This is a genomic window from Halorussus halophilus (assembly GCF_008831545.1).
Taxonomy (GTDB): domain Archaea; phylum Halobacteriota; class Halobacteria; order Halobacteriales; family Haladaptataceae; genus Halorussus; species Halorussus halophilus.
In genome coordinates this window covers 303,168-329,997 of the sequence record NZ_CP044524.1, presented here as the reverse complement: position 1 = coordinate 329,997, position 26,830 = coordinate 303,168, and the positions used below count along the sequence as shown (strand labels likewise).

Genomic DNA, 26,830 nt, shown 5'->3' with positions numbered 1-26,830 from the left:
TTGTGGATAAGTACTGAGACTTCGCTAGTCATCCCCGCGACTAAGGAACGGATTTGAGGTATTTGATGCCGATTCGCCACAAAATCCACCCAAAATTGTGCCATCCTCCGAAACTGTGAGTAGAAGAACACGCGTAGCAAGATACGGTGAAATCACCCGCCTCACATGCCAAAAACGCGGAAGAGCTCGCGGCTTAAAATGAGAGAGTCGAGCTACCGCTTCGGAGAAGTCATTCCCCGACGACAGGATTGGTGAGCGTACCGATTCCTTCGATTTCGGCTTCGCAGGTCTGCCCAGGTTCGAGTAGATCTACAGGTTCGCGGAAGATTCCGACTCCGCCGGGCGTTCCAGTAGAGATGACGTCGCCCGGCCGCAAGGTCATGTTCTGGCTGATGTACGCGACCAACTCCGGCACGTCGAAGATGAACTGTTCGGTGTTCGACGACTGCTTCGTCTCACCGTCCACCCGCAGTTCCACATGGACGGCGTTCGGGTCGAATTCGCTATCAGCGACGAGCGTCGGCCCCATCGGCGAAAAGGTATCGTAGCTCTTCCCACGGAAGAACTGTCCGTCGGAGAACTGTGCGTCTCGCCCGTTGACGTCGTTGAGAACGGTGTAGCCCGCGACGTAATCGTCTACGTCGTCCTCGTCGAGGTCCTTCGCCGTGCGACCGACGACGACGGCGAGTTCGACCTCGTAATCGACCTGTTCGCCGTCGGGATGGACGATTGGACTGCCGGGATTGGTGACGGTCGTCGGCGCTTTCGCGAAGAGCAGGGGGTCCTCGGGGATCTCCTCGTCCTGTTCCTCGGCGTGATCTCGGTAGTTCAGCCCAGCACAGACGATTTTACCCGGTCGTGGCACTGGTGCGAGCAAGTTCACGTCGCCGACGTCTCGCTGGGAGAGCGTCCCGTTTTCGACGGCAGACTGCAACTGGTCGAGGTAGCGTTGGTTAGTGAGGTCCTCGTATGAGGGTTCACCTCCGGGTAAGTCTGCGAGCGAGTGGATTCGAGCGTCAGTCTTCACGCCGAGGGCTGGGCCTGCCCCAGCGCTGTATCGAACGAATTGCATCGTTTCAGTAGGGGAGACACGACATCATAAAAGTTGAGATAGCCTCAGTATTGAGCGAGGGTCGAGTCGAATCGGACTGTAGAAGCGTCGGCGGGCGTAGTCGTCTTTTCGAACCTAGTTTCGATGGAGCGAACTGGCGAGAGGAGTATATTTATGACTCGACTCGCACAGTAGTGCAATATGGATTCGAACCAACCGCGCGAATCGCTCGCAGTCCCAGAGCAAGCGATACTCGACGCGTGTGGCGAGACGCCGCTCCCCGAGATGGGGCTTATCGAGCAGGTATGGGAAACCGACCCGATTCCGCAGTCGGAACTTGCCGACCGTGCGGCCGACGCGCTTCGGTCGCTCACCTTCCAGGACGTCCCGGACGGTGGCGAAGTCGCACTCGGCGTCGGAAGCCGAGGTATCGCAAACCTCGCGACTATCGTCTCCGGTGTCGTCGATGGCGTCGAAGCGTTGGGATACGAACCGTTCGTGTTTCCGGCCATGGGAAGCCACGGCGGTGCCAATGCAGAGGGCCAGCGGGAAATGTTGGCAGAACTCGACGTCACCGAATCGACGATTGGCTGCGAGATTCGGTCGAGCATGGAAGTCGTCGAAGTCGGTCGCACCGCAGAGCGCGACGTGCCAGTCGTCGCCGACGCGCACGCAGTCGAGGCCGACGCCATCGTGCCTATCAATCGAATCAAACCGCACACCGACTTCGGCGGGACGGTCGAGAGCGGCCTCTCGAAGATGCTCGTCATCGGGATGGGCAAGCAACGGGGCGCGAAAATCGCACACGACTGGGCGGTCGATTGGTCGCTCCGAGACATGATTCCCGAGATAACCGAGCAGTTGATAGCCGAACTCCCTATCGCCGGTGGCGTCGCAATCATGGAGGACCAGCGCGACGAGACGACACGTCTCGAAGGGATTCCCCCGGAAGGATTTCTCGACCGCGAGGCGGAGTTGCTGGAGACGGCGTACGACATCATGCCGAAGATTCCGTTTCAGGAACTGGACTTGCTGATTCTCGACCAGCAGGGCAAAGACATCAGCGGCCAAGGGCTGGACACGAACGTCATCGGCCGACGACCGTTCGCGATTCAGGAACCCGAACCGGACCGTCCGGACATCAAGCGCATCTACACTCGTTCGCTCACGGACGCGACCCATGGCAACGCTATGGGGATGGGCTCTGCCGACTTCGTCCACGCGGACCTCCTCTCTGAGATAGAGATGCCGACGACACTCATCAACGCGTTGACGGCGAGTACGCCGCGGGGCGTGCGTCTCCCGCCAGCCGTCGAGACCGACCGAGCGGGAGTCATCGCGGCGCTGTCCACTATCGGCATCGTGGACCCAGAATCAGTACGCGTCCTCCGCGCACCAGACACGATGCACTTGCAGCGACTGTACGCGTCTTCTGTACTTGTCGAGGAAGCGCGGGACCGCGACGACCTCCGCGTTCTCGAAGAACCCTCGCCCATCCGCTTCGACTCGGGGGCCTTCGTGGCACCGTCCCTGCACGAAACGACGAGCGGGGAGGAGTCCGCAGACGACTGATTTACCATCGAAAATCTGTTCTCGGAGAAGGTATTCCGGCGTGCCGTTCTGTTCAGAGCAGAAGTTCGTCGACGAAGACCTTCCGTTCTTCGTCCCACGCCTGATAGCTCGCCTCCGTCAGTTGGACACCTTTCGCGCCTTCGGTGAATCGTCGTGGTTCACGCACCCCCCACGAGTGGCGTTGGGGCATGGTACCACCTTCGAGTCGAGCGAATAGGACGTCATGCTACTCTCCTCCCGAGTCGGGACTTCTATGTGGGAGTACGACTACGCTCAGCCATGACCGAGAACGAGGATGCCGCGGACGACCCGAGTCGAAAGCTCGCTCGGGAGTGTGTCACCGCCGGGATTCGCGCCGCTGAACCAGCGACGGTGGTTGCCGAGCACGTGTCGCTGGACGGGACGGACCTCCGAGTTGACGGCGACCGCTACGACCTCTCGACGTACGACGACGTGTTCGTCGTCGGGGGCGGAAACGCGGCCGCGACGGCGGCGAGCGCGCTCGAAGACGTCCTGGGCGAGCGGCTCACCGGGGGAGCAGTCGTCACGGACAACCCCGTCGAGACGGAGCGAATCGACGTACTGGCGGGCGACCATCCGGTGCCGAGCGAGCGCGGCGTCGAGAACACGCGAACGGTCCTCGAAACGGTGGCGTCGGCTGGCACCGACGACCTCCTCATCGCCATCGTCACCGGCGGCGGGAGCGCGCTGTTGACCGCACCGACGGACGGAATCACTCTCGCCGACCTCCAGAAAACGACCGAAGAGCTGTTGACCAGCGGTGCGAGCATCGACGAAATCAACGCCGTACGCAAACACTGTTCGGACCTCAAGGGTGGGCAACTCGCAGAGCTAGCCGCCCCGACACCGGTGCTAGGGTTCGTGTTCAGCGACGTTGTCGGCAATCGCTTAGACGTCATCGCCAGCGGGCCGTTGACGCCCGACGAATCGACGTTCGCGGACGCCCTCGAAGTCGTCGAGGGGTACGGCGTGGACGTTCCCGAAGTGGTCGAGAAGCGACTTCGACGAGGAGACGCTGGCGAGTATCCGGAGACGCCCGGGTCCGGAGACGCCGTCTTCGAGTCCGTCCAACAGTACGTCCTCGCCGACGGCAACACGGCGCTTCGGGGAGCCGCTGAAGTGGCGCGAGATGCCGGGTACGAGCCGATGATTCTCAGTTCCCGTGTTCGAGGGGAGGCCGCCGAAGTCGCCAAGGCGCTCGTCGGTATCGCCGAAGAATGCGTCGCAACCGGAACTCCCCTCGACGCGCCGGCCGTACTCCTCTCCGGGGGCGAAACGACAGTCACCCACGATGGCGACGGCGTCGGCGGCCCCAATCAAGAGTTCGCGCTCAGTGCGGCCATCGAACTCGGCGAAGACGGTGTGACCGTCGCCAGCGTGGACACCGACGGTATCGACGGTGCATCGGATGCCGCAGGTGCCGTCGTCACACGTGACACTGCGACGCCAGCGTCGGAGGCTCGGGACGTACTCAGGAACCACGACGTCGAGGGGTTCCTCGACGCGCGCGACGCCCTGTTCGTCACTGGTCCGACGGGAACGAACGTCAACGACCTCCGCTTGTTCGTCGTGGCGGATAAGTGACGATTGTAGCCTGCGCCAGAGTTCCCCAGACGGGAACAGAACTATAAGGAGGTGGTACCATACCTCTGGTATGCCAAACGCCGCGGACGAACGCCCCGGGCGGACAATTCGGTCGGTCAAGATAGCGTTCAACATCATCGAGCTCCTGTAGACCCGAGAACATGTCGGCGTCACCGAACTGGCGAACGAACTCGGCCACTCGAAAAGCACCATCCACAGCCACCTGCGGACGCTCGAAGAACGGAAGATTCTCGTCCGCGAGTGCGACGAGTTCGGAGCCGGGAAGTTCGGTGAACTGGCGGCCGAGTCGGATGCCGAGGCTACCGATACCGACGAGTCCGACGTCGAGTGTACTGGGTTCAGAGTCGTCAACCATTATCAGTGGTACACCCTTGCGTGAAACCACCAATAATTGTTTTGCTCGGGCCGGAGCGTCAGCGGATACCAGCCGTACTGACGACAGGTTCGGCCGATTGACATGGCGGCGTTGACGATAGACACCGACTTCAGTCGTCCTGGGTCGGCCAGCATCACGTTCCTCACAGGGGAACGACCCCTACTCGTGGTCCATGGTACCGTGCGACCCCCGGGTGACTAGGCCAAACCATTACACAACTAACGCTGTAATGGAAATGGCAGCGACGAGCAGGCTTCGAAGCTGAAATCAACAGTCTCGACCAGTAATCCGGCACTCTAATCGGATTTTGACCGTTGTTCGTTCGAGCGTTCGGAGGACGGGAACGCCAGTATATAGAAAATACAGCGAGAGCTCCCATATCGTGTGTTACGGCCCTGATAGCAACCGTTCAATCGTATCTGACCGAGACATGAGGACACGAATCGCGAAAGCCGCGCCATCCAGTCGATTCCCGTCTCGGGAATGGCCGTACTGGTACCGTAGCGACACAGATTCGACGGTGAGAATGCGCGGAGAAAGGAAACGGCGCGGTTGGGGATTACGAGGATTCGATTGCCACGTCGTCCGCATCGTCGGAACCGTCTTCGAATGGCTATAGAGCGACAAGGCGAACGTCTTCGTGAAGGGCAGCGTCTTCGCCGCGGACAACGTCTTAGACTGGGACGCAGACCGACCGATGGTCGGAAACACCATCACGGAACTCGACCAGCGGCCGTTGTGGCCGGAGAACCTCTCGGCGATTTCCTCGAGCGAGACGAAAGGCCACAACCTGGCGAACGCTGGGGCGCGACCGGCCGACCGGACCGAACACGACGAGCGAATCATCGAGAACGCTGGCGGGTCAGTAATCGACAGTCAGGACGAGGTCGGTGGCTACCCGAACCTGGCCCAAAACACGCAGGAACTGAACATTCCCACGCAGAACCTGCGCGCGTGGCTCCGCAAACAGGCGAAGGAGGTCGAAGCCTAACTCGGGGGAGCGAGAGCCAGGACTGTCCGGCGGTTCGCGATTCGGTAGTAGGCAACCATATTTCACTGAATAAAGCCGTAACTACTCGTTACTTTTGCAAAACGCTGTAGTATCATAAATAAGTTACGAACACCACGACGTGAGTCGTTGCTACGACACCGAAACCGTCGTTCGGGAAGAATACAGGGGTGTGATTAAATGTCGGTAATGCGCTCGTACTCGTCGGTGAGCGCGCTGGCGTCCTCTGGGAGGAGCGCGACGACCATGTAATCGACGTAGGACTCGAAGTACTCTACGAGCGACGCGATGCGTCCGGAGTCGATTGCCTCCAGCGAGTCCAGCAGCATGAACGGGACCTGTTCGTGTACGTCGTGGACGAGGAAGCCCGCGAGGGCGAACACGAGACCGGTCACTTCGCGCTCGCTCTCGCTCAAGTGGTCTATCGTGTCCTCGTAGGCGGTGCCAGACTCTGTACTCCGCACGATGTGCAGGTCGAAGGTCGATTTCGAGACTTTGCGTCGCCCCTCCCGGACTTCCGTCTCGGTGCGTTCCAGCCAGATGCGGTCGAGGTTCGAGTAGTCGAGGACGTCGAGCAACTCCGCCATGTGCTGGTTGAACGCTTCGACTGCCTCCTGTTCGATTCGAGAGACGCGCGTCCGAAGCTCTTCGAGGTCGTCTTTGATCTGGTCGCGTTCGGATTCGAGTGCCTCTCGTTCGTCGAGTTCCTGCTCGATGCGAGCCATCTCCTCGCGCACCTCCGAGAGGTCGTCGCTCAGGCTGTCGCACTCGAATTCGAGTTGGTTCGCCTCGCGGTGGAGGTCTAGAATCTCGTCGTAGTCTTCGCTCCGCAGCGACTCGACTTCGTCGTTGAGCGTCGTGAGCTTCGACTCCAGTTCGTCGCGTTCGGCTCGAAGTGACTCGATCTTCTCCTCGCGCTCCGTAATCTCGGACTCAGTCTGCTCGACTTGTCGCGCCAGTCGTTCGCGGCTCTCTAGACGGTCGTTCAGTTCGTCGCGTTCGGTCGCGAGTTCCGATATTTGGTCGTCGATGTTCCTGAGCTCGTCGCGCTTCTCGGTTTGGAACTCGCGGATTCGCTCGGTCATCGCGTCTATCTGGTCGCGCTGGACGTTGCTCCCGCACGTCCAACACGTGACCTCCTGTTGGTCCGCGAGCAGTTGGTCAGTCAGCGCGTCGTCGTCCGACCCTTCGTCTTCGTCGAGCGTTCCGAGAACGTCCGACTCGTAGTCGTCGAGCATGTCCCGGTTGAACTGGATGATGCTCTGTAGTTCCGAGATGTCGGATTCGAGGGACTGTTTCCGCCGACGGAGTCGTTCGATTTCCGAATCGAGTTCGTCTACGCGCTGTTCAGACGCCTCGGGGAGTTCTTCGCGCTTCTCCCGGTACTCCCCGAGTTCCTCACGGAGTCGCTTGATGCTCTCCTGGTCGGTCTCGATGTCGTATCGGGTGTCTTCCAACGACAGTCGAACGTCTTGGAGTTCCTCCAGTTTCGATTCGAGGTCTTCTTTCTCCTCGCGCGTCTCCTCGACGTCGGCGTTCGAGGCGTCTATCTCCTCCTTCTTGGCTTCGAGTTCTTCCCGCGTCTCTTCGAGTTCCTGTTCTAAGCGCGTCTCCTCTTCGACCAGTTCGGGGAGTCGCTGTTCGAGGGTCGAGAGTTCCTGGAGTTCGTCGTCGAGTCGGCGTTTCTCCTGTTCGAGTCGGTCGATGTCCGCCTGTATCTCATCGATATCGACGGGGCGCATGATGACGTCGCGCAGGTCGTCGCTGCGGGCGACTGCGCGCCGCGCCTCGTTGTTTTCGAGCAGAAACGCGTAGAGGTCCGCGAGTGCGGCGTCGTCGAGTAGTGGGTCCCCGGACATCGCAACGTCGCCGTTCGTCCGGGTCAGCGCCCGCGTGTACGTGTCGTCGCCTATCGTCAGTTCCACGTGGCCCGTTTCTGCGTCGGCCTTGAGACTCGCCTTGTCGCTCCCCAGTGCCGCCATGAGTGCCTGAAGCGTCGAGGTTCGGTTCGTGGCGTTTCGACCGGTGAGGACGTTCACTCCGTGGTCGAGCGTCAGCTCTGTCTGGTCGATGCCGCCGACGTTCTCGACGGAGAGAGTGGCTGTGGTCAGCAGTTCACTCGTAGAATTCATACACGGAGATTTCGGTTACGGGCGGCATAAGTCCTTTCCTACTATCGGTATGGGTGGTCAGCAGGCGGTACGTCGAGAGCGACTGCCGGTACAGCAGTACGGACTGCCGGTACGTCGGCTAGAGAAACTGCGGAACTACTCGCACTGGCAACGGCCGCGGTCGAGGAGGTCCCCGACGGAGTACTGTGACTGGCAGTCGTTGCACGTGACGCGGACATCGACGTACACGTCGAAACGCCCGATACGTAGCTCGTTTGCCGTTCGGAGTGCGTCGAGTGACGTCTCCGTGACCGCCTGCACACGACTCCGAAGTTGTTGAATCGTAGTGCGGGTTTCCTCGACCTTGTCTTCTGAATCGTTCGACGTTGCCTCTGCACCCCTGTACTTGCGCAGGTACGTGTGGATAGCTTGGTGAGAGACGAAGTCGTTCTTGAGTCGGTCTACGTCGATGCCGTCCCGTTCGAGTCGTCGTTCAGTCTGTACTCGCATCCCACCCGAGACGTCGTCACCGGTGAGCAGTTCGTAGAAGTTCTCGACTTCGCCGTCCAGCACTTCGACGTTCTGGGCGTCCAGCGTCTCTCGGAGGACGCGCTGGTTGAAGTAGTCCGCGAGTTCGCGGAGACTTGACTGCTCGCGGCCCTCGCCAGTCCACCGACGCTCTAGTTCCTCGCCCATCCCTTCGAGGGTCCGCTCTGCGATGATTCGGCCGACCTTGCTCCGACGCTCGGGGTCCGCTTCCGTTGCGTTCACCGGAGTCGGTTCGTCCACTGACTCGTCAGTCATTCGTGGAGAAGATACGCAAATTGCGGTGAAAACAGTTTTGCCATTCTGGGATTGGACCCCGATATCCGACAGAGTGCGGTTGCGGCGTCGAACCTCCGTCTCGAACCCTCACTACGCGAGGGTTCGATATAGCAGTTGTCGTGTATGAAACAATCGTTTGTAACGCTTGTTTGTATGGAGTAATTGTAACGGTAGGTTGTAATATTGGCTCGTGACAGCAGTGGCCGTCGTTCGGTAGTGCAGTGGCCAGTTGGTTGAGCGGTATGGTAGTGCGGTAGCCAGTTGGCTGAACGATATACGTGTTCGATGACGGGATTAGTCCTCCAGTCCAGCTACCTCCCCTTGCAGATACGCGAGAATCACCTCTCCGTGGCACGTCTCGAACGGTTCTGAAGCAGTTTGCTGTGGCGAGGCGACACACCAACAGGCGAGCGTCTTCCCGCGAAGTTCCTCCACCGCTTCCCGGAACTCGTCGTCTTCCAATCGCTCGCAGAACGAAGTACGGTACTTTTCGATAGCCTCCGAGCGAGAATACCCATCTGATACCGAATACGGATTCCCGAGCCAACCGGGCGTGCCGACGTCGGTGTTCTCGATGTTGTTCCGACCGTGGTTCGACCGACCGATGTCCACGTCGAACTCGTCAGTATGCTTCTGATTAACTAGCGACGTCGTCGGGTCGCCGGTGAGCGTCCGTTGCTCCGTCGTCGTTTCCTCAGTCATGTATTTCTTGTGTGGTTTGTGGAGCTGTTCACTACAGCGAGCTATTCCGTCGGCAGTTGCGCGACTGCCCCATCGTCGATGTAGGAAACGAAGAGAGAATCGTCGTGAGTCGCCAGACTGAGACGACTGTACGATTCGGGTTCGTAGCGCCAACGTGTTTCGCCCGTGTCGCGCTCAACTGCGACGAGCTCTCGCTCAGCCGAGCAGACGACGAGATTCTCGAACACGACCAGTTCTTCCATAGTCGGTGCCTCGGTGACTGTCTTCCATCGGCGGCTCCCGTCGAGTTCGAAACAATCGACTCGGGCCAGTATACCTCCGTCCGGGTCGTTTACTTCGCTCCCGACGAACACTCCGTCGGGAGTCGGTTCGACCCACTCGATTTGGTAGCCACTGGAGCGACGCCACTCGATTTTTCCAGAGTTTCGGTCGAGCGCGACGACTTCCGAATCCGAGTTCGGAGGATGGCTTCGAAGATAGACCTGTTCGCCGAGTGCAGGCGGACGATACGAGTCCATTTCGCCGACTTCCGTCTGCCATCGAACGCTCCCGTCGCTCGGTTCCCGTGCCGTCACGGTAGATTTCTGGACGGTGAGAACAATCTCGCCGGTGGGTACGATACTCGGGTAGTACGACTGCGCGTCTGTCTGCCACTGAACGCTTCCATCACGTTTGGAGAGCGCAGCGACCCGAACTTGGTCCGCGCTCGTCGGCACCGGCACGACGAGCAGTTCGTCTGTGAACCCGGTCAGTCGGTACGTATTGACCGCCCGTTCGAACCGCTCGTCGCCCGACTTCGCGTCGAGTCCACGAATCGTTCGATGGTCACCGGAGGGGTCGAGTGCGACGAGCAGTGACCCAGAGCGCGCTATCATTCCGCGCTCGTGTACTCCCTCGCTCTGCCAGAGACGACTCCCTGCAGGACTGACAGCGTAGAGGTCGCCATCAGTGCTGTGGACGTGATAAGGACCACCCTGTTCCGGGACGGCTGGCTGTGCCTCGATAGGCCCACCCGTCTCGAATCTGAACGACCGCTCGCCACCACGAGCATCGAACCCGTGTAGTGCCTTGTCTTGTGCGCCGACGATAAGCTGGCCGTTAGCAACTGCGAGTGGGCTGGCAGTACTCGCATCCGGAATGTCCTGTCGCCACACTGGTGCAGTACTGTTCGACCCGCCGACTGGAAGCGAACTACAGCCAGCAATCGAGAGCGCCCCAATCGTCGTCAGTCCGCCGAGAACGTCGCGGCGAGATACTCCAGTAGGACGGTCACTCATTCGACAACACCTCCTCGTCGAGTCGCGCTAGTTGCCAACCCTGTCCGAGGTAAACGCCGTCACCGATTACTGCGCCCCATCGAACTTGGCCTCCTTCGAGATAGCCGTCGAATCGGTACTCGTTGACGAGGGCTCCCTTCATATCGTGGACGTAGAGGGCGGTCGGTGAGAACGGAACCGTGCCGCTGTCTCCACGCTGGCGTGGGTTCCCGCCGACCAACGTCACCAGTTTTCCACCGGCCATCGTCGGACCGCTCGTTATCGCGTTGGCCGTCTCGGTCCGCCAGCGCCGTCTACCGGTCACCCGGTCGAACGCGTAGAGGTAGTAATCTGCCGCTCCGACGTACACCGTGTCGTCGGTGACGAGTGGCCGAGTGAACACGGTATTCTCGAGCGACCCCGACCATCGTCGTTCACCGCTCTCAGCATCGAACGCGAGTAACTGTTCGGTTGCACTACCGACGTACGCCGTCCCATCGTTGACGGCGACAGCGGACAGTGTCGCACCAACGTCGAGACGCCACTGCTCCGTTCCCTCGGAGTTCATGCGCCGGAGCGTGCCATCGAGCAAGGGAACGATTACGCCACGTCCGTCTCTGGCAGGTGCGCCCGCGAGCGATGCCGGAAGGTCGTAGGTGAATCGGTGGGCACCGCTTTCCCGGTCGAATCCGACGAGTCTGTCGGGGGCGTCGTTTTCGGTTCCCGAGACCGGAACGACGACGCTATCGTCGAGTGGAATCGGCGCGTACTCTACGACACCGGGGTCTGCGTAATCTACGTGGTCGATTGGTTTCTCCCAAACTGTCTCGCCAGTGGCGTAATCGACGGCGAACATCTCTTCGGCTTTGGAGAAGACGTAGGCGTACTCGTCGTCGGCACCGACGGGAGAACCGCGACCTTTCGCACCGGATACGGTCCATCGTTCGTCTCCGGTCTCTGCATCAATCGCGGTCAGAACTGTTCCATCCCTGAACGGACTTCGAGACCCGACGAGCAGTGGCCCATCCGCAGGCCGAAGACCGTGGGTTGGTTCGTCGATTCTGTAGTGCCACGCGGTCTGCATCGGCAGTTTTCCCTCGTCGTCTTGAGAGAGCATACTGCAACCGGAGAGACCGACAGCCAGCGCGGGGAGAGTTTTCAGCGCTTGGCGGCGCGAATAGGAGGGCATCGACTGGGCCTTTCTCGCTCTCTGTCATCAGTTTTGTCACTTTGGAACAGTCGGCTGCTGAAACGAAGCCCCTATATTCCCGATATTCTATTGACTCGACACCATCCCCGCCCATGACTCCTGCCTCGATACCCGCCGTCTATCAGTCCGACGGTGTAGAACGGTTGCCGTTTGACAGCACGAGCGCGAGCAAGCGATGACTCCGGACTCGAATACGACACCCGAGAAAGAAGTCGGAGAACTTTCCCGAAACTGGAGCGTGCGCGACCAGACGCTCTTTCGCGCGAGTGGAACTCTCGGCGAGACGACGCGATACGAGCGAAACATCTCCCCGACTGTGTTGCAGACGGCACTCGACCGGGCGGCACGAACTGTTCGAGAGACCCCCTCGAATCGAGATGGCTACGCGGTCCCGCTTCACGAGGAGAATCGACCAGTCGCGACAGACGAGTACGTCCTCTGGCGACCCGACAAAGAACAACTCGGCTGGTACGACACCAGTTTCGGCATCGATGGCACCGTCCGATTCGTCTCCCTCGATGCCGCCACGGAGACGACGATAGGCACTCGTCTCAAATACTGGCACCCAGAGCTGACGCCGGAATCGAGCCAAGAACTCGACGAGTTCGACCTCCCGGAATCCGAAGTCCACCCGCAGTCGAAGCTCTCGGAGACGGAATGCGAGTCGTTCTTCGAAGAACTCTACGAGTTCGTCGAGTCCGAACGCGAGACCGAAAGACGAGCCAACAGAACCCAACATCAGTCGAACGACCTCGAAACCCTCGTCCATCGGGGAGTCGCCGTCGGGCCGTTCGTCTCTCTCGGGCGGGTAAATCGTCGAGACGACCTCGGTCAGTATCGACTTCAAATTACGGAAGAAGACCGGCAACAGGCTGACGTGAACCTCTACAGAGACGAGGGAATCTACCCCGACAGCGTCTATCTCGTCGATACTTTCGGAGAACGAGACGCGTTTCCGCTCGTCGTGCGAACGACACACGTAGACGGAAGCGTGCTGACGGTTAAACCAGCCCAGTCGTGCCCTCGGGACCCCTCGACTGTCGAGAAACTGCTCACGGACGGTCATCGTGAGTACTACCTCACTCACCTCCTCAATCCGGTTCCGTTCGAGCGTCGAACGGACGCACTGGAACGAATACAGTCGAACGAGTCGAAGCGCGACCTGCTCACCGGAAATCGCCCCGTCCGATTCGGCAGTGACGAACTCTCGGTGCCGAGTGTCGAGATGGAGTTGAACGAGTATCAACAGCAGGCCCTAAAGTGGGCAGACGACGCAGACGACTTGCTCTGCATCCACGGTCCACCCGGCACCGGAAAGACCCGCACGCTCACCGCGTACGTACTTCACGCCGTCTGGCACGGTGATACCGTACTCGTGACTGCGCACTCGAATCAGGCCGTGGACAACCTCCTCGTCGGCGATAGCACACTCGACGAGCCTGAACCGGACACGCTCCACGACTTCGCAACTCGCTCGAACGACGAAGACGGCGAGAGAGACGAGGGAAGCGAGGGAGACGAGGAGGGCATCCGTATCGCTCGCGTCGGTCAGAACTCGAACAACGACGTCGTCAACCAGCACTACGCGAACACGTCCGTCGCCGAGGCAGATGTCGTCGCGGCGACGACGAACGGGGCCGCCCAGTTCGACACGGATCAGTTCGACGTCGGTGTCGTGGACGAGGCGACACAGGCGAGTCGGCCAGCGACCGCTATCGTCCTCGACTGTGCAGAGAAGTTGGTACTATCCGGTGACCACAAGCAACTACCGCCGTACTGTGCGGACGAGTCGATGAAGGACGAACAGCTTCACGTCTCGCTGTTCGAACACCTGCTCGACAGATACGGCGACGAGATTTCGGTGCTGTTGGGGCGGCAGTATCGCATGCACGCGGCTATCGCCGAGTTTCCGAACGAGGCGTTCTACGACGGCGAGTTGGAGACTGCGGACCACAACCGAGACTGGCAGATAGGTGACCTCGACCCGCTCGTCGGCATCGATATCGACGGTGAGGAAAAGCGAGTGTCTGGTGGCCACTCGCTCTACAATCTCGCCGAAGTCGAATCGGTCGTCGAGGAGGTCGAACGACTGGTTTCGAACGGGGTCGATGCCGAGGACGTCGGCGTGATTTCGATGTATCGGGGCCAAATCGGGAAGATTCGGTCTCGACTCCGCGAGACCGGTATCGATGGGATTGGAGGCGTGACTGTCGATACAGTGGACTCGTTTCAGGGCGGAGAGCGTGAGGCAATCGTCGTCTCGTTCGTCCGGAGTAACGACGAAGGACGGAGCGGATTCCTCGAATTTGGCGACGAAGGGGCGCGGCGACTGAACGTCGCACTCACGCGGGCGCGCAAACGACTCGTCCTCGTCGGAGACTGGGAGACGCTCTCAGCAGTCGCCCCGAACCGAACGGCCGAGAATAGCTGTGCAGAACTGTACGACGAACTCTCCGAGCAATTGGCACGAGAGGGTCGTCTCGTGGATTCACGATGAATTCACAGTCGTCGAGAACATCGACACTTGTAGCGCTGATTCAGAACCTCGATTTCACTACTAGACAACCCCGAGTGACGTGTATAGAGTGGTAGTTAAGAGAGGACGTACAAAGAGCCATCCTCAGTTGCAGCGTAGATTCGGTGCTTAACGGGTGCGATATCTCGCGTCGGCGATTCGAACTCTCGCATCCAACGCCGCTCTCCTTCGAACGAATACGCAGCGATAAATCCATCGCGGTCTGGGGTGGCGCCACCGACGACGAGTGAGCCGCCAGCAATGACAGTATCTCCGTAGTAGCCGTCTTCTCGACCGAACTCGGAGAGCGTCCAGTTGGTGGTCCCATCAGCGCGGTCGAGGGCATACAGTCGCTCCCCGTCACCGCTGGTGCCAGTGTCGAGCATTGTGACGAACAGCTGCTGTGGTCCGAGCGCGGCTCCCAAGGGATAGTCACCGAGGCTTCGATGCCACCGAACACTCCCCTCGGTATCGAGCGCGACGACGCCACCCTTCTGGTCGTCCATGGATTCGTCGATGACGTAGACGCCATCAGTGCCGAGGATTGGGATTTGTCCGAAGTTGATTCCCTGTTCGGCACGCCACCTTGCTGCGGGTGGCTTGTCCTGCAACTGCTGCAGAAGTCCACGTGGAGCGAGACGTTCGGTCATGCCGACGTCGGTGACGTAGACTGCATCATCGATGGCGACGCCCGCGTACCCAACGCCGGCTCCGCGAGAGATTCGATATCTCTCGTTCCCGTCTTTGTCGTAGGCGTTGATTCCGCCATTGTAGGGAACAAACGGGCCACGAGACGACGGCATGATTGCATACGACCTCGATGGCAGATCGACCGACCACTGGACCGTCCCATCTCGGAGGTTTCGTGCTTGCAACTCGTCCCCGCCGACGTAACAAAAGCGCGAGTTAGGCCGGATTGCTACGGTGGGACCTTCGTCGTCCCGCCACGCAATCGTGCCGTCTTGGTGGTGTGCGGTGACACCATCGTACCCGCCGACGAGAATACGGCGCGTCTCTCCAGTACCTCCAACGACCACTGACGTCGCTGCACCTGTGGACGAAAATCGCTCGACGGTTGGAGTACTCGGTGGGGAGACATCGGGAGACCGTGCAGTGTTTCGAGGGCCGTAGTTTGCCAGCGGCCACGTGTCCGGGGCGGGCGAAGGTGCTGAGACTAATGCTTGTTCGGCACAGCCTGCGAGACTCGCCATCCCAACGACGGAGGACGCACGGAGAAGGTCTCGGCGAGTGACTCGCCGCTCGTCGCTAGAGGGCATACGTGAACGATGTGTCACCCGTCATGAATCAGTTGTGGAAGTTATCGGCGGCTAGGAAATAACTTCGTAGCGTGCTGTGATTAGCTCGACTGCGGGGTTTCTCGGATGGCGGCGCGTTGGTCGGGGATAAGGTCGAACTCCGGTTCGACGTCGCCGAGGACGAGGAGCGCGTAGTACCGGAGGTAGGTCTGGACGGGAACCTGAACGAGTGCAGCGGCAACGAGGACCGTGAACGCGTAGAGGAGTCCGACGACAACGAGGACACCGACGCCAAGTGGTTCGGCGACGAGTGTAAGGAGGCCGATACCGAGCGCGAAGAGGAGACCGAACGGAATGAGAAGGGCGATTGCCACTAGCGCGGTGACGACGGCGACGAACACGCCGCCGATGATGGTGAGGAAGAAACTCGCGACGACGTACGCGAGGTACTGGGTCCACTGGCTGGTGATAGTGGGCCAGAGTCGTCGCCAGGCGGCGAGGACACCGGAGTCGTCGAGAACCATGAGGGGAACGACGAAGACAGTCGTAAAGCCGTTGAGGAGACCCACGAAGATGGCGAGCACGAAGAAGAACGGAAGGAGGACGAGCAGGAAGGCAGGTGACAAGCCAGTGGTGACGCCGACGTCGAACAACGGGAGGAGGAACGGGACTGTCAATAGCAGGAGACTCCCGAATACGAACAGTCCAATGAGTAATCGGAAGCCGAACAATCGGAGGCCCTGTCGCCAGCGCCGCCCCCAGTAGTGGCGAATCCGAACCTCTTGGGTGCGCAATGATTCGACGAAGACGAACTCCATGATCGAACCGACGAGAGCGAACGCTAGCCCAATTAGGAGGAGAACGCCGACGATGGCGGCTATCAGGACCCAGAACCGAAAGCCGAACAGTTCAGTCGGTGGTGGTCCACCGGCCCCGTTTCCAGTTCCGTCGCCGCCGAAGGTGTACTGGAAGGAGTTGAAGTTGGCTCCGGGGCCGCCGACGAAGAAGACGACGAGTGCGAGTTTGAGCCACGTGGTACGGTCGATTGGCGTGAGATAGTTTCGCGTTGCGTCGAGCGCGTCGTCGATATTTTCGAGTGCGTGAAGTGTCATGCAACTCTCTACGCGCCCAGTTAATAAAATAACTAACAAGAATCTCAGCGAGTGAGAATTGAAAAGCACTCCACTAAACGGGGTTGCTTCGAGCAATGGCTACCCGCATGTCGGCACGTCTGTCGCCGATTCTATCTCACTGGGAATCAGCTAGTCGGTATAGGGTTAACAGATGCGAAGAGCGAAGTATCGGAGAACGACGATGACTGAACACACTATTTCCGGCGTCGAACCAGTTACGGACCACGTCCACCACAACTCGTGGTCGGCGAACTTGGAGAAACCCCAGCATGGAGAGCAGCGTGCGGCGGTCGTTAGGGGTGCAATCGAAGCGGTCGAACACACCGCGCCGGGCTATCACGTAAATCTCGTCACGCACGGGGCTCATGGACGACCGGACTCGTATCTCGTCGAAGTACTCGCCGAGAAGTTCGGCGACGATATCGAGTGTTCGTACGTCAAGCAGTGTGGTTGTGGCGGTCACGTCCTTCGCGTGCAAGTCCGCGACCGCTGAAGTCGCCCACGGCTAGCCACCGATTGTGACCAGACCAGACGAGACCAGATGAGACCAAATGAGACCAAATGAGACCAAATGAGACCAGATGGGACCAAATGAGACGACTCGAACCGGCGACACGTTCAACAGACTATCACACCTGTTTAGATAACGCATGACGGCTGAGTTCGTGTCTCGTTGGGCGCGTCGGCACGTCGCTGTCGGTGCCCTCTTTCTCGTCGCGTGGCAGATAGCGGCAGTTCTCGAAACGCCCCATCGAGCGAGTGTGACGCTCGGTCTCTACGGATTCGTGCTCCACACCGTCGTCGGGAAAGGGTATGCGCTCGTGCCGACGTATTTCGAACGGTCACTCACTGTCCGTCGAGCACCTGTCGCAACGCTCCCACTGCTCACACTCGGGTCACTCGGGATGGCCGCTGCATCAGTTCCAGCGGTCCCCACGACGCTCGCTGCGATTGGTGCTGTCTGTTGGGGTGTCGGCATGGGAATCTTCGTCGGCGCGCTCGGCGTGACCATTAGAGGTAATCTCCTCGGAAGCGAGACAGGTACTGGTGACGTGAACGCAGACCGCCAGCGCATCGACCGTCTCGCCAACGCGTTCGTACCGATCGTCTTCGTCTACCTCCTCGCAGGGACGTACGAAACAGTCGCCGTCGGCGTCGGCCTGCCACTACTAGCTGACCGAGGGATGGCCGGTGCCAGCCATCTGCTGGCCGCCGGGGGTGGTGCGCTGCTGATATTTGCGATAGGCTTTCGCTTGCTTCCGCGCTTCCTCGTGGCGTCACCACCCACATCGCTCGTCTCTCTCGTGTTATCGGCAGGAGCCGTCGGTCCCGCACTCCTCGCTGGCAATCTCTGGGGGACGGTCTGGTTCCGGATTGGTGCCGTCGCAGAGAGTACCGCCATCGTCGGGTTTGCGGTGGCTTACCTCGTCCTCTTTCGTCGGTCGGATCGTCGTCGAGTCGGATTCTACGGCCCCGTAGTCGGGTCCCTCGCAGGTGTCGCTGGCGTCGCACTCGGCCTTCATTTCGCGTTCGGTGGTCCGATTGTGAACGGGGCGTTCGCCCATTTTCGATTGAACGTGCTCGGGTTCCTCGGACTCACCATCGTCGGGGTCGCCTACCAGTTCTACCCGCCGGGAGTCGGGACGTTTCCGGCAGCAGGAGACCGGACGGCAGGTATCTCGATTGGGTGTCTCGCAGTCGGTGTTGGCGTCGAGGCCGGAGGGTTACTCGCGGGCCTCGACAGCGTGGTACTGGTCGGGCGACTGCTTGCGCTCGTCGGAGCGGGCCTCTACGCGTACCTGCTCTGGGGACTCTTCCGAGAACGCTACGGCGAGAAGTGAGAGTTCGGTGCGACTGTGGGCCAGCTATCCACCGTTCGAAAGTTGGCGTCTGCTAGGGTCCACTGACCAACATCCGAAGGGGTAGTTGGAGAGAGTCCAGCCTCCTGAATCGAGGTGGCCAAGAGAGGTCCGGACGTCTCGAAATCGAAAGTGAGGTGGTCGTCGTTCCATCCACTGGGTTACGTGTCGGGGTCCGGGTCGAAGATGTCGGGACGCTCCGCTCCTTCGGCCTCGATGACCGCTAGACAACCTTTCCGCATGACGCGGCTGAGCGAGTGGTCAACGAGTTTACTCGCGCCCGGGACGGGGAAGTTCATCGTCGCGACAGTGGTGCTCCCTGGTGCGACCTGCTTCGTCTGGATGTGGGTCTGCGGTTCCGTCGTCAGCGACCCCTCGGGCCAGAGTTTCTCCCAGACGTTGCCGATAGGGTGGAAGCTACTGGTGAGGTTCGGGCCACCCGTGACGAAGTACACCCTCGCGGTGTCGCCCGTCTGCACCGTCGGTGAGCCACGATTGTCGGGTGTGATGCCGTACTTCTCGCCGTTCAGCAGGACGTACGTCGGGTCCTCGCGGGGCATCGAACCCATGCTGAACTCGTGGTGGCCTTCCTCGCCCGCGCGCTTGTCGGTGTATATTTCGTGCTGGCCGAAGTAGAACTCGTGGTCCACTTCGGGCAGTCCCTCCTCTGGTTCGACCAGGATGATACCGAACATCCCCGCCGAGATGTGCATGTCCATGTTCGGGACCGCACAGTGGTAGATGTACGCGCCGGGGTAGGTCGCCTTGAACTTCAGGTGGGCCGTTTCGCCCGGAGCGGTCATGGTGGCCTCTGCCCCGCCGCCCGGTCCTGCGACGGCGTGGAAGTCCACGTTGTGGGGCATGGCGTTCTCTTCGGGGTTCTCGAAGGTGAGGTTCACCGTGTCACCTTTCCGGACCCTGATGAACGGGCCAGGTACCTGCCCGTTGTACGTCATGTACGTGAACGTCACACCGTCTTCGATTTCGCCCGTGACCTCCTCGGGGCGAAGCGTTACCTCGACCTCCTTTGGCTCGGTCCGACTGATGGGGTCGGGAATGTCGGTCGGGTCTGCAGCGACGCGCTCGACTGTCTTCTGTTGCTGTTTGCTCGTGGCTTTCTCCGTTCGTCGTCTGTTCGTTTGTGGTGCAGAGTCGGCCGAGCAGCCAGCGAGTGACGCTGCACCGCCGACACCGATTCCCTGCAGGACCGTGCGTCGAGTGGTTGGCATCGTTGGTCACCTTACACTAGCATATCCGAATCCGTAGCACTTTAATCGAGAACCAGATTCTCGGCCGTAGAGAAGGCTAGCGAACATGTTCTCGGTGTTTTCAGGTCGTGAGAATCGGCGCACGGTTCGGCGCGAACGCTCTCCGAGCGGAGTTCGAAAATAGAGCAGTCGAGGGGTATCGACAGTTCAGTCGTCGTCGAGCGGCGACTCGATTGCGAGCGGCGAGTCCGCTGGCCCCTCCGTCGGCGTCGTCTCACCGCGGTTCAGCACCTTCTTCACCACGTCGTATCCGAATATCACCGTGCCGAGGATGACCAGCACGTCGCCCGGCATCCGCGCCCAGAACAGCAGTTGGACGAGGTCGCCCTCGTAGAACGCCAGACTTCGGGCGGCATCGTAGTGCTGGGTGAACGCCACCTCCAACTGGAGGAAGCCGACCGGGAGCAAGCTAAGGCCGACCATCAGCGCGAGGCCGACGTTCCACGCCCAGAACGCCCGCCGGAGGTTTGTCTCGGACCACTTGCCCTCGGGCACCGCGATGCGGAGCATGTACGTCACCATGCCGAGCGCGAGGAAGCCGAACGCTCCGAACATTGCGGCGTGGGCGTGGGCCACCGTGAGGTAGGTGCCGTGTTCGAAGTAGTTGATGAACGGCAGGTTGATGAAGAACCCGAGGACGCCCGCCCCGACGAAGTTCCAGACGCCGCTGGCGACGATGAACATGAACGGGAGGGTGTACGGGAACGACTCCCCACTGTCCGCCATCGCTCGGTACTGACCGATGGCCTCGTAGAGGATGAACACCAACGGAATGAGTTCGAGCGTCGAGAAGACGCTCCCGATGGGCACCCACATGTCTGGCTGGCCGACCCACCAGTAGTGGTGAGAGACGCCGATGACGCCCGTACCCATCACGAGCAGGGCTTGGACCATCACCGCCTTCTCGGCCGAACGCTTGGACAGGAGGTTCATGCTGACCAGCGTGACCCCGACCAGGGCGACGATGAAGAACTCGAAGGCTCCTTCGACCCACATGTGGACGACCCACCAGCGCCAGAACTCCGTGACGACGATGTTCGTCTGCGGGGTGTAGAGGAAGCCTGCACAGAACAGTAGCGCGATGGAGCCGCCCGCGTACAGGATCATGTGCGCGAGTCCATAGCGCGGTTCGCGGTCGAGTAGTGGTTTCAGGCCGCGTGCGGTCAGCCCCGCCCACGCGAGGAAGCCCACGAGGATGCCGACCTGCCAGAGTCGCCCGATTTCGAGGTATTCGAGCCCCTCGTTGCCGAATATCCACCAGAGATTGCCGTCGAAGTAGCCCTTCGAACCGAGCCAGATGCCTGCGAGGCCGCCGACGACGACCACGACGAGCGTGGCGAGCAGTCCGTTGACGTACGTGCCCTGCTTGTTCGGTTCGCGCCCGGTCAGTAGCGGGGGAAGGAACAGCCCCGCGCCGAGCCAGAGCGTGGCTATCCAGAGGATGCCAAGGTCGATGTGCCACGTCTTGGCGATGGAGAAGGGCAGTAGTTGCAGGACGTTGATACCGAGCATCTCACCCAGTCCGAAGAACTCCGCGCGCTCGATATAGTAGTGAGCGAGGAGTCCACCGAGCAACACCTGTCCGAGGAAGAGCCCTGCGCCGACGAGGACGAACCGGAGCGCGGCGGCCTGTCCGGGGAAGAGGTCCACCTCGTCGGGCCGGGGAATCGTGACGCCCTCCGTCTCGGGTTCGGTGAGTTCGATGGACTTGTAGAGCCAGACGCCGACGCCTGCACCCGCGACGAGCAGCACCATCGCGACCACGCTCCACGTCATCGCCGCGCCAGTCGCTTCGTTACCAGCGGCGGGGTTGTACGGCCAATCGTTGGTGTAACTGTGACTGCCACCGGGGCGGTCGGTGTGCGAGAACCACGCCGTCCAGAGGGCGAAGTCGGCGAATCGCTCGGCCTCCGCCTCGGTCTCTATCATGCCGACCGGGACACCACGTTCGTGGCTCCCTTCGTGGTAGCGTTCGACGTACACCTGCCTCACCTGCTCGTGTGCGTACACTTCTGCGGCGGAGTACTGGATTCGGTTGCCCGGGTTGCCGTCTGCGAGGTCCGACTTCACCGCGACGTCTACTGTCGCCTGCTCGCGGGACGTGAGCGTGCCATAGGAGTCGGTCCCGTACTGTTCGCGGGCGTAATACTGACGCATGAACTGCACATTCAAGTCCAGTGTATCGGCGGTAAAGTCCTCGCCGTAGTACGCGCCGTTGCCAAGTATCGATCCGTGGTTCATCAAGCCGTTCGACTGGAAGACCGTCTTGCCCTCTCGAACCTGTTCTCCGGTGACGATGGTCTCGCCGTTCGGCCCTTCTACCTCCTGGGGGATGGGCGGTGCCGCCTGGTAGGAGAACCACGCACCCACACCCATTACGGCCAGATTCAACACGAAGACGACCGCGAGTATCTTCGCGAGTGTGCTACGTTTGACTTTCATACACGCCGAGATTACAGGTATCGTGACTTGTATCGGAGACGTCGTTCTTGGAAGTTGAGAAGGCCCCGAACACGTTCGGTCCACGTTTTCACTGGGTGAGAATCAGAGCTACCCCCATTTATCCGAGGCAAATAGGTGAAACCGAAGATGACTCGAGATACACTCGACCGACGAACGGTACTGAAGACGATAACGGTCGGCGCGGCCAGTGCTGCACTCGCTGGCTGTACGAGTACCGGTGATACGGGTGGTTCAGACGGCAGCGACACGAGTGCAAGTGACACCAGCAATGAGAACGAAGATAGTGACACCACCAAAGAGAGCGGAGGTAGTGATTCTGGCAGCAACTCGGTCAGCTTCGACGGGTGGTTCGACGACGTGTCGAACTACGATGGCGTCGCCGACAAAACGGGAAGTTCCGAAGTGACCGTCGAAGTCGGTGCCGAAGGGAACAACGGCGCGTTCGGATTCGGACCTGCGGCACTCGAAGTCGCCTCAGGGACGAAAGTCGTCTGGAAGTGGACCGGAGAAGGCGGTGCGCACAACGTCGTTACCGACAGCGGCGAGTTCGAGAGCGAGATGAAATCCGAGGCGGGATACACCTTCTCGCACACGTTCGAGAGTTCGGGCACGTACAAGTACTACTGTGAGCCGCACAAGACGATGGGCATGAAAGGCGCAATCGTCGTGGAGTAACACGCTCTCATGTCCGAACCAGCGACCGGACCGGCCGGACCGAACCCGGGGCGTCGGTCACCCAAGCCGCCGCGTCGCGTCGATACGGCCGAGCGCCCCTTCGTGTTGATATGGGAACTCACGCAGGCCTGTGACCTCGCCTGCGAACACTGCCGGGCCGACGCCCAACCCGACCGGCACCCCCGAGAGCTCACGACCGAAGAGGCAAAGCGCCTCCTCGACCAGACCCGGGAGTTCGGCGAGGGACAACTGGTCGTCTTCTCGGGTGGCGACCCGTTGAAGCGCGACGACGCGCTCGAACTCGTCGAGTACGGCACAGACATCGGTTTGAACGTCACCATGACCCCGAGCGGGACCACGTCGCTCACACCGAACGCGGTGTCCGAACTCGCAGACGCCGGACTGCGGCGGATGGCACTCAGCATCGACGGCTCGATTCCCAAACACCACGACGCGTTCCGTGGGGAAACGGGGAGCTTCGAGGACACGATGACCGCAGCACGTGCCGCCCAGAAGTCCGGGCTCCCCCTCCAGGTGAACACCACCGTCTGTCGCCAGACTGTCGGTGACCTGCCGGCAATCGCGGAACTCGTGGCCGACCTCGGCGCGGTCCTCTGGAGCGTCTTCTTTCTCGTACCGGTCGGACGCGGAGCGGCCTTAGAGCCGATTACGCCCGAGGAAGCGGAGGACGTGATGGAGTGGCTCGTGGAGAACGACGACGAGTGGCCGTTCGGCCTCAAGACGACCGAAGCGCCCCATTACCGGCGGGTCGCAATCGAGCAGACAGACAAGTCTCCGAAACGACAGATGGGAATCACCGCAGGCGACGGCTTCGCCTTCGTGAGTCACGTCGGGGAGGTGTATCCCTCTGGGTTCCTGCCCCAGTCCGCTGGAAACGTTCGCGACAGCAGCGTCGTAGACGTCTACCGGAACGCCGACCTGTTCAAATCGCTCCGTAACAAGGACGCGCTTCGTGGGAAATGTGGAGCCTGTGCCTACCGAACCGTTTGCGGTGGCAGTCGGTCGCGTGCGTTCGCGACGACCGGCGACCCCTTCGGGAGCGACCCACTCTGTTCGTTCGTCCCCGAAGCGTACGACGGACCACTCCCGTGGGAAGCGAGCGCTACGGGACGGCCATGACTGACGAGACGGATTCGACCGGGCGGGTCGTCTCGGAGAAACGAACCAATTCCGTACTCCCGAACGGCTTCAGGGTCGAATCAGAAACAGTCGGGACCGCCGACTCGGACCCAGACCGAACTACCGACCCGCAGACGGTCGCAGTCCGACTCCGTGAGTACGGCGAGTACGTCCGTCGGCGAGAACTCGACACTGCCCTCGACCGATTGGCGGCAAACGGCGACCTGAACCCCGAGCAAAGAGCTGCCCTCGTCCGCCTTTCGACTCGAATCTCCGACGGGTTAGTCGATGGCTGGGTAGCGAGACTCGTCGCCGACGAGGTCGATGAAGCCACCGTCCTCGAACTGTTCGGAGGGCGATAACGTGCGAGTCGGTATTATTGGCGGTGGCATCACCGGGCTAGCAACCCACCACTATCTCCGAGAGGCAGGCATCGAGAGCGTCGTCTTCGAGGCTGACGACGACCCGGGTGGCGTCGTCCGCAGCGAGACGGTCGCTGGACGAGTCCTCGACTTCGGCCCACAGCGGACCCGACTCACGCCGAGTATCTCGTCGCTGGTCGAATCGCTCGGCCTGGAGTCGGAACTCCGCGAGGCCGCCGACGTCCCACTGTACGTCTATCATCACGGGACACTCCGACGAGTGCCACAGACGCCGCGCGAGTCAGTGACGACCGACCTACTCTCGTGGGGCGGGAAACTCCGCGTGCTACTCGAACCCGCGACCGGTCCCGCGGTCGATGGCGAGACGGTCGAGGCGTTCTTGTCTCGCAAGTTCGGCGACGAAGTCGCACGGTACTACTTCGGACCGCTCTACGGCGGCATCTACGGGTCGCATCCCGACGAGATGCTCATGAAGTACTCACTGTCGAAAGCACTCGACTCGGCCGGAATCGAGGGGAGCGTGCTGACGTCCGTCGCTCGCAAACTTCTGGCAGGTCGGGAAGCACCCCCGATAGTTTCGTTCGACGACGGACTCCAACGACTGCCAGAATCATTGGCGAACGCTCACGGCGAGAGCGTCGAACTCGGAACGCCGATTCGAGCGGTACGCAGGGGCGGGTCTGCGTTCGTGCTCGAAACGCCGACCGGCGAGACGGTCGTAGACGAACTCGTCGTCACCACACCGGCGGACGTGACCGCTGGCCTCTTCGGCGACGTCTCCCCCGATTCCGCGGACTCGCTTCGACGGTTGAACTACAATCCGCAGGCCATCGTCCACCTGTACTCCGAGGCTGACCTGTCAGGGGCAGGCTACCAAGTCCAGTACGAGGAGGATTTCCGGACACTCGGCGTGACCTGGAACGCGAGTCTGCTAGACCGAGACGGCGTCTACACGTGCTATCTCGGCGGGGCCCGAAATCCAAAGTTGGTCGAGTGGAGCGACGAGCGACTCGCGTCCGTGGCAAGAACAGAATTCGAGGAGATAACAGGTCGTTCCGCGCGGGCACTGTCGGTGCATCGGTTGGCGCGCGGAATGCCTGCCTACGACCGAACCTGGACCGCGCTGGACCGGATTTCGATGCCGGAGGGAGTACACCTGTGTACGAACTACACGTCCCGTGCGGGGATTCCCGGTCGGATTCGAGAGGCGAAGACGACTGCTGGCCGGTTGGCCAGCGCGGAACGACGGACGGCTACCGCTCGCAGTACTCCTTGATGATTTTCTCCTCGACGCGGTGAAGCGTCTCGCTCGCCGTCGATTTCGCCACGCCGGTCGCTTCTGCGAGGTCCGTAAGCGAACAGTCTCGCGGCGTGTCGTAGTACCCCTTCTCGATTGCGGCGTCCAGCAACTCCCGTTGGCGGTCGGTGAGCAGACTTTCGGAACTGGTCATCTCGCGGACGTACTCGACGTCGAAGGGCATCTCGAACAGTTGTAACTGCGTCGTGAACGCGTCCAGACGCTCGCGCGAGGCGGTGATTTCGACCGTCGCTACCGAATCTTCGATAGTGAACGGCAGTTGGAGAGGGAGTCCGGCCTCCTGAATCGACGTCAGCAGCAGTGGTTCGGTCGTTTCGAATTCGACGAGAGCCATCTCTTCGGCCGCTTCGTGGAGTTCGAACCCCGCGACGCCCGTCTGGTCGTCCATCGTCTCCAAAACGGCGCGGAGGTCCGACGACGAAATCTCTAGCAGTCCGACGCCCGTCTCCTCGGCGGGGAACGCGGCCAGGACCCGAAACTCCGCCTCCGGATGGCTGGCCGAAACGTGGCCTATCCATACCTCTTCTGGAAGCGTGACGTGTAATTTCGCAGTCGTCATCCTTACGAACACGTAGGGGACTCGCGGATACTTAAGTACTCCCGAACATGTTCGGGGAGAGGCTCTCCCGTGTCCGAACCGTCTAGCAGTCTATGGAATCGCAGGCGAAGGGTGACAGCGGCGAACGAACCGAACTGTCGAGCGACGAGACGACCACAGTGGAGGTGCGCTGTACGGGACACGTTCGGCGCGCCGTCGGCGCGCCACGACTCTCGTTCACCTTCGAGGGTTCGACGCTTCGAGAGTTCCTCGACGCCTTCTTCGAAGTCCACGACGTGAGCGACATGCTCATCGCAGAGACCAGCGCGGACGCGACGACGCGTGGGTGGACGAAGCAACCGAGCGACCTTCCCGGTACGTGGCGGAAGAACCCCGAAGGCGAACAGACCCGAGCGTACGCCAGAGTCACTATCAACGGGACGTTCAACGAGCACATCGACGGGTTGGACTCGCAACTGACGGAGGGAGACCGGGTCGCGCTCATGTACCCGTTCATCTACTGCTGTTGAACTCGCCGTCGATA

The 26,830-nt window shown here is 60.8% G+C and carries 23 protein-coding genes and 1 pseudogene; 12 read left to right on the top strand and 12 right to left on the bottom strand.

The window, feature by feature from the left end:
• Positions 1–229: 229 nt before the first annotated feature.
• Positions 230–1,072, bottom strand: a complete 843-nt coding sequence (locus F7R90_RS19595) for a fumarylacetoacetate hydrolase family protein (RefSeq protein WP_158059251.1) — start codon at positions 1,070–1,072, stop codon at positions 230–232.
• A 180-nt stretch (positions 1,073–1,252) separates the two neighbouring features.
• Between F7R90_RS19595 and F7R90_RS19590 the strand changes: the two genes are divergently transcribed.
• Positions 1,253–2,623 (top strand): DUF362 domain-containing protein, encoded by a 1,371-nt coding sequence (locus F7R90_RS19590; RefSeq protein WP_158059250.1) that lies wholly within the window; start codon positions 1,253–1,255, stop codon positions 2,621–2,623.
• A 52-nt stretch (positions 2,624–2,675) separates the two neighbouring features.
• On the opposite strand, the gene F7R90_RS22400 is transcribed toward F7R90_RS19590, so the two are convergent.
• Positions 2,676–2,813 (bottom strand): hypothetical protein, encoded by a 138-nt coding sequence (locus F7R90_RS22400; protein ID WP_192498472.1) that lies wholly within the window; start codon positions 2,811–2,813, stop codon positions 2,676–2,678.
• Positions 2,814–2,902: 89 nt separating this feature from the next.
• Between F7R90_RS22400 and F7R90_RS19585 the strand changes: the two genes are divergently transcribed.
• From F7R90_RS19585 to F7R90_RS19570, 3 genes and pseudogenes are all read left to right on the top strand, one after another.
• Complete coding sequence (locus F7R90_RS19585) at positions 2,903–4,228, top strand: glycerate kinase type-2 family protein (RefSeq protein ID WP_158059249.1); 1,326 nt, start codon at positions 2,903–2,905, stop codon at positions 4,226–4,228.
• A gap of 70 nt (positions 4,229–4,298) precedes the next feature.
• Positions 4,299–4,511, top strand: a pseudogene (locus tag F7R90_RS22850) (helix-turn-helix domain-containing protein); the annotation flags it as partial.
• A 754-nt stretch (positions 4,512–5,265) separates the two neighbouring features.
• A complete protein-coding gene (locus F7R90_RS19570) occupies positions 5,266–5,616 on the top strand; it encodes a hypothetical protein (protein ID WP_158059248.1) in 351 nt (116 codons plus the stop codon).
• 194 nt (positions 5,617–5,810) lie between these two features.
• Here F7R90_RS19570 and F7R90_RS19565 read toward each other — a convergent pair whose 3' ends face one another.
• The 5 genes from F7R90_RS19565 to F7R90_RS19545 form a co-directional block, all read right to left on the bottom strand.
• The gene (locus F7R90_RS19565; protein ID WP_158059247.1) at positions 5,811–7,766 is read right to left on the bottom strand and encodes an archaea-specific SMC-related protein; all 1,956 of its coding nucleotides are present in this window, start codon (positions 7,764–7,766) and stop codon (positions 5,811–5,813) included.
• Between the two features lie 135 nt (positions 7,767–7,901).
• Positions 7,902–8,549: a rod-determining factor RdfA gene (gene rdfA, locus F7R90_RS19560; RefSeq protein ID WP_158059246.1), complete on the bottom strand. Its 648-nt coding sequence runs from the start codon at positions 8,547–8,549 to the stop codon at positions 7,902–7,904.
• Between the two features lie 315 nt (positions 8,550–8,864).
• Complete coding sequence (locus F7R90_RS19555; protein WP_158059245.1) at positions 8,865–9,272, bottom strand: DUF4326 domain-containing protein; 408 nt, start codon at positions 9,270–9,272, stop codon at positions 8,865–8,867.
• Positions 9,273–9,313: 41 nt separating this feature from the next.
• Positions 9,314–10,549 carry a PQQ-like beta-propeller repeat protein gene (locus F7R90_RS19550; RefSeq protein ID WP_158059244.1) on the bottom strand — a complete coding sequence of 412 codons (1,236 nt, stop codon included), beginning with the start codon at positions 10,547–10,549 and terminating at the stop codon, positions 9,314–9,316.
• The gene (locus tag F7R90_RS19545) at positions 10,542–11,717 is read right to left on the bottom strand and encodes an outer membrane protein assembly factor BamB family protein (protein WP_158059243.1); all 1,176 of its coding nucleotides are present in this window, start codon (positions 11,715–11,717) and stop codon (positions 10,542–10,544) included. Before F7R90_RS19545 ends, F7R90_RS19550 begins: the two co-directional genes overlap by 8 nt.
• A gap of 196 nt (positions 11,718–11,913) precedes the next feature.
• On the opposite strand from F7R90_RS19545, the gene F7R90_RS19540 reads away from it, so the two are divergent.
• Complete coding sequence (locus F7R90_RS19540; RefSeq protein ID WP_158059242.1) at positions 11,914–14,235, top strand: AAA domain-containing protein; 2,322 nt, start codon at positions 11,914–11,916, stop codon at positions 14,233–14,235.
• A 95-nt stretch (positions 14,236–14,330) separates the two neighbouring features.
• On the opposite strand, the gene F7R90_RS19535 is transcribed toward F7R90_RS19540, so the two are convergent.
• Complete coding sequence (locus tag F7R90_RS19535; protein ID WP_158059241.1) at positions 14,331–15,530, bottom strand: outer membrane protein assembly factor BamB family protein; 1,200 nt, start codon at positions 15,528–15,530, stop codon at positions 14,331–14,333.
• Between the two features lie 80 nt (positions 15,531–15,610).
• Entirely contained in the window at positions 15,611–16,621 is a 1,011-nt protein-coding gene (locus F7R90_RS19530; RefSeq protein WP_158059240.1) for a DUF7544 domain-containing protein, read from the bottom strand.
• A 202-nt stretch (positions 16,622–16,823) separates the two neighbouring features.
• On the opposite strand from F7R90_RS19530, the gene F7R90_RS19525 reads away from it, so the two are divergent.
• A complete protein-coding gene (locus tag F7R90_RS19525) occupies positions 16,824–17,135 on the top strand; it encodes a CGCGG family putative rSAM-modified RiPP protein (protein ID WP_158059239.1) in 312 nt (103 codons plus the stop codon).
• 157 nt (positions 17,136–17,292) lie between these two features.
• Complete coding sequence (locus tag F7R90_RS19520; protein WP_158059238.1) at positions 17,293–18,483, top strand: hypothetical protein; 1,191 nt, start codon at positions 17,293–17,295, stop codon at positions 18,481–18,483.
• 179 nt (positions 18,484–18,662) lie between these two features.
• Here F7R90_RS19520 and nirK read toward each other — a convergent pair whose 3' ends face one another.
• Both nirK and F7R90_RS19510 read right to left on the bottom strand, forming a co-directional pair.
• Positions 18,663–19,730: a copper-containing nitrite reductase gene (gene nirK / locus F7R90_RS19515; protein ID WP_158059237.1), complete on the bottom strand. Its 1,068-nt coding sequence runs from the start codon at positions 19,728–19,730 to the stop codon at positions 18,663–18,665.
• A 186-nt stretch (positions 19,731–19,916) separates the two neighbouring features.
• Positions 19,917–22,211 carry a nitric-oxide reductase large subunit gene (locus tag F7R90_RS19510; RefSeq protein WP_158059236.1) on the bottom strand — a complete coding sequence of 765 codons (2,295 nt, stop codon included), beginning with the start codon at positions 22,209–22,211 and terminating at the stop codon, positions 19,917–19,919.
• A 147-nt stretch (positions 22,212–22,358) separates the two neighbouring features.
• Here F7R90_RS19510 and F7R90_RS19505 point away from each other — a divergent pair, with 147 nt between their 5' ends.
• From F7R90_RS19505 to hemG, 4 genes are read left to right on the top strand one after another with little or no spacing between them, the layout of a single operon-like run.
• On the top strand, positions 22,359–22,907 hold the full coding sequence (locus tag F7R90_RS19505) for a halocyanin domain-containing protein (protein ID WP_158059235.1): 549 nt from the start codon (positions 22,359–22,361) through the stop codon (positions 22,905–22,907).
• Between the two features lie 9 nt (positions 22,908–22,916).
• Positions 22,917–24,047: a radical SAM protein gene (locus F7R90_RS19500; RefSeq protein ID WP_158059234.1), complete on the top strand. Its 1,131-nt coding sequence runs from the start codon at positions 22,917–22,919 to the stop codon at positions 24,045–24,047.
• Positions 24,044–24,409, top strand: a complete 366-nt coding sequence (locus F7R90_RS19495) for a hypothetical protein (protein WP_158059233.1) — start codon at positions 24,044–24,046, stop codon at positions 24,407–24,409. Before F7R90_RS19500 ends, F7R90_RS19495 begins: the two co-directional genes overlap by 4 nt.
• Before the next feature lies 1 nt (position 24,410).
• Positions 24,411–25,706 (top strand): protoporphyrinogen oxidase, encoded by a 1,296-nt coding sequence (hemG, locus tag F7R90_RS19490; protein WP_158059232.1) that lies wholly within the window; start codon positions 24,411–24,413, stop codon positions 25,704–25,706.
• Here the strand turns inward: hemG and F7R90_RS19485 are convergent.
• Positions 25,684–26,307 carry a helix-turn-helix domain-containing protein gene (locus F7R90_RS19485; RefSeq protein ID WP_158059231.1) on the bottom strand — a complete coding sequence of 208 codons (624 nt, stop codon included), beginning with the start codon at positions 26,305–26,307 and terminating at the stop codon, positions 25,684–25,686. The genes hemG and F7R90_RS19485 overlap by 23 nt on opposite strands.
• A 92-nt stretch (positions 26,308–26,399) precedes the next feature.
• On the opposite strand from F7R90_RS19485, the gene F7R90_RS19480 reads away from it, so the two are divergent.
• Positions 26,400–26,816 (top strand): pterin cluster protein, encoded by a 417-nt coding sequence (locus F7R90_RS19480; RefSeq protein ID WP_158059230.1) that lies wholly within the window; start codon positions 26,400–26,402, stop codon positions 26,814–26,816.
• Positions 26,817–26,830: the final 14 nt, after the last annotated feature.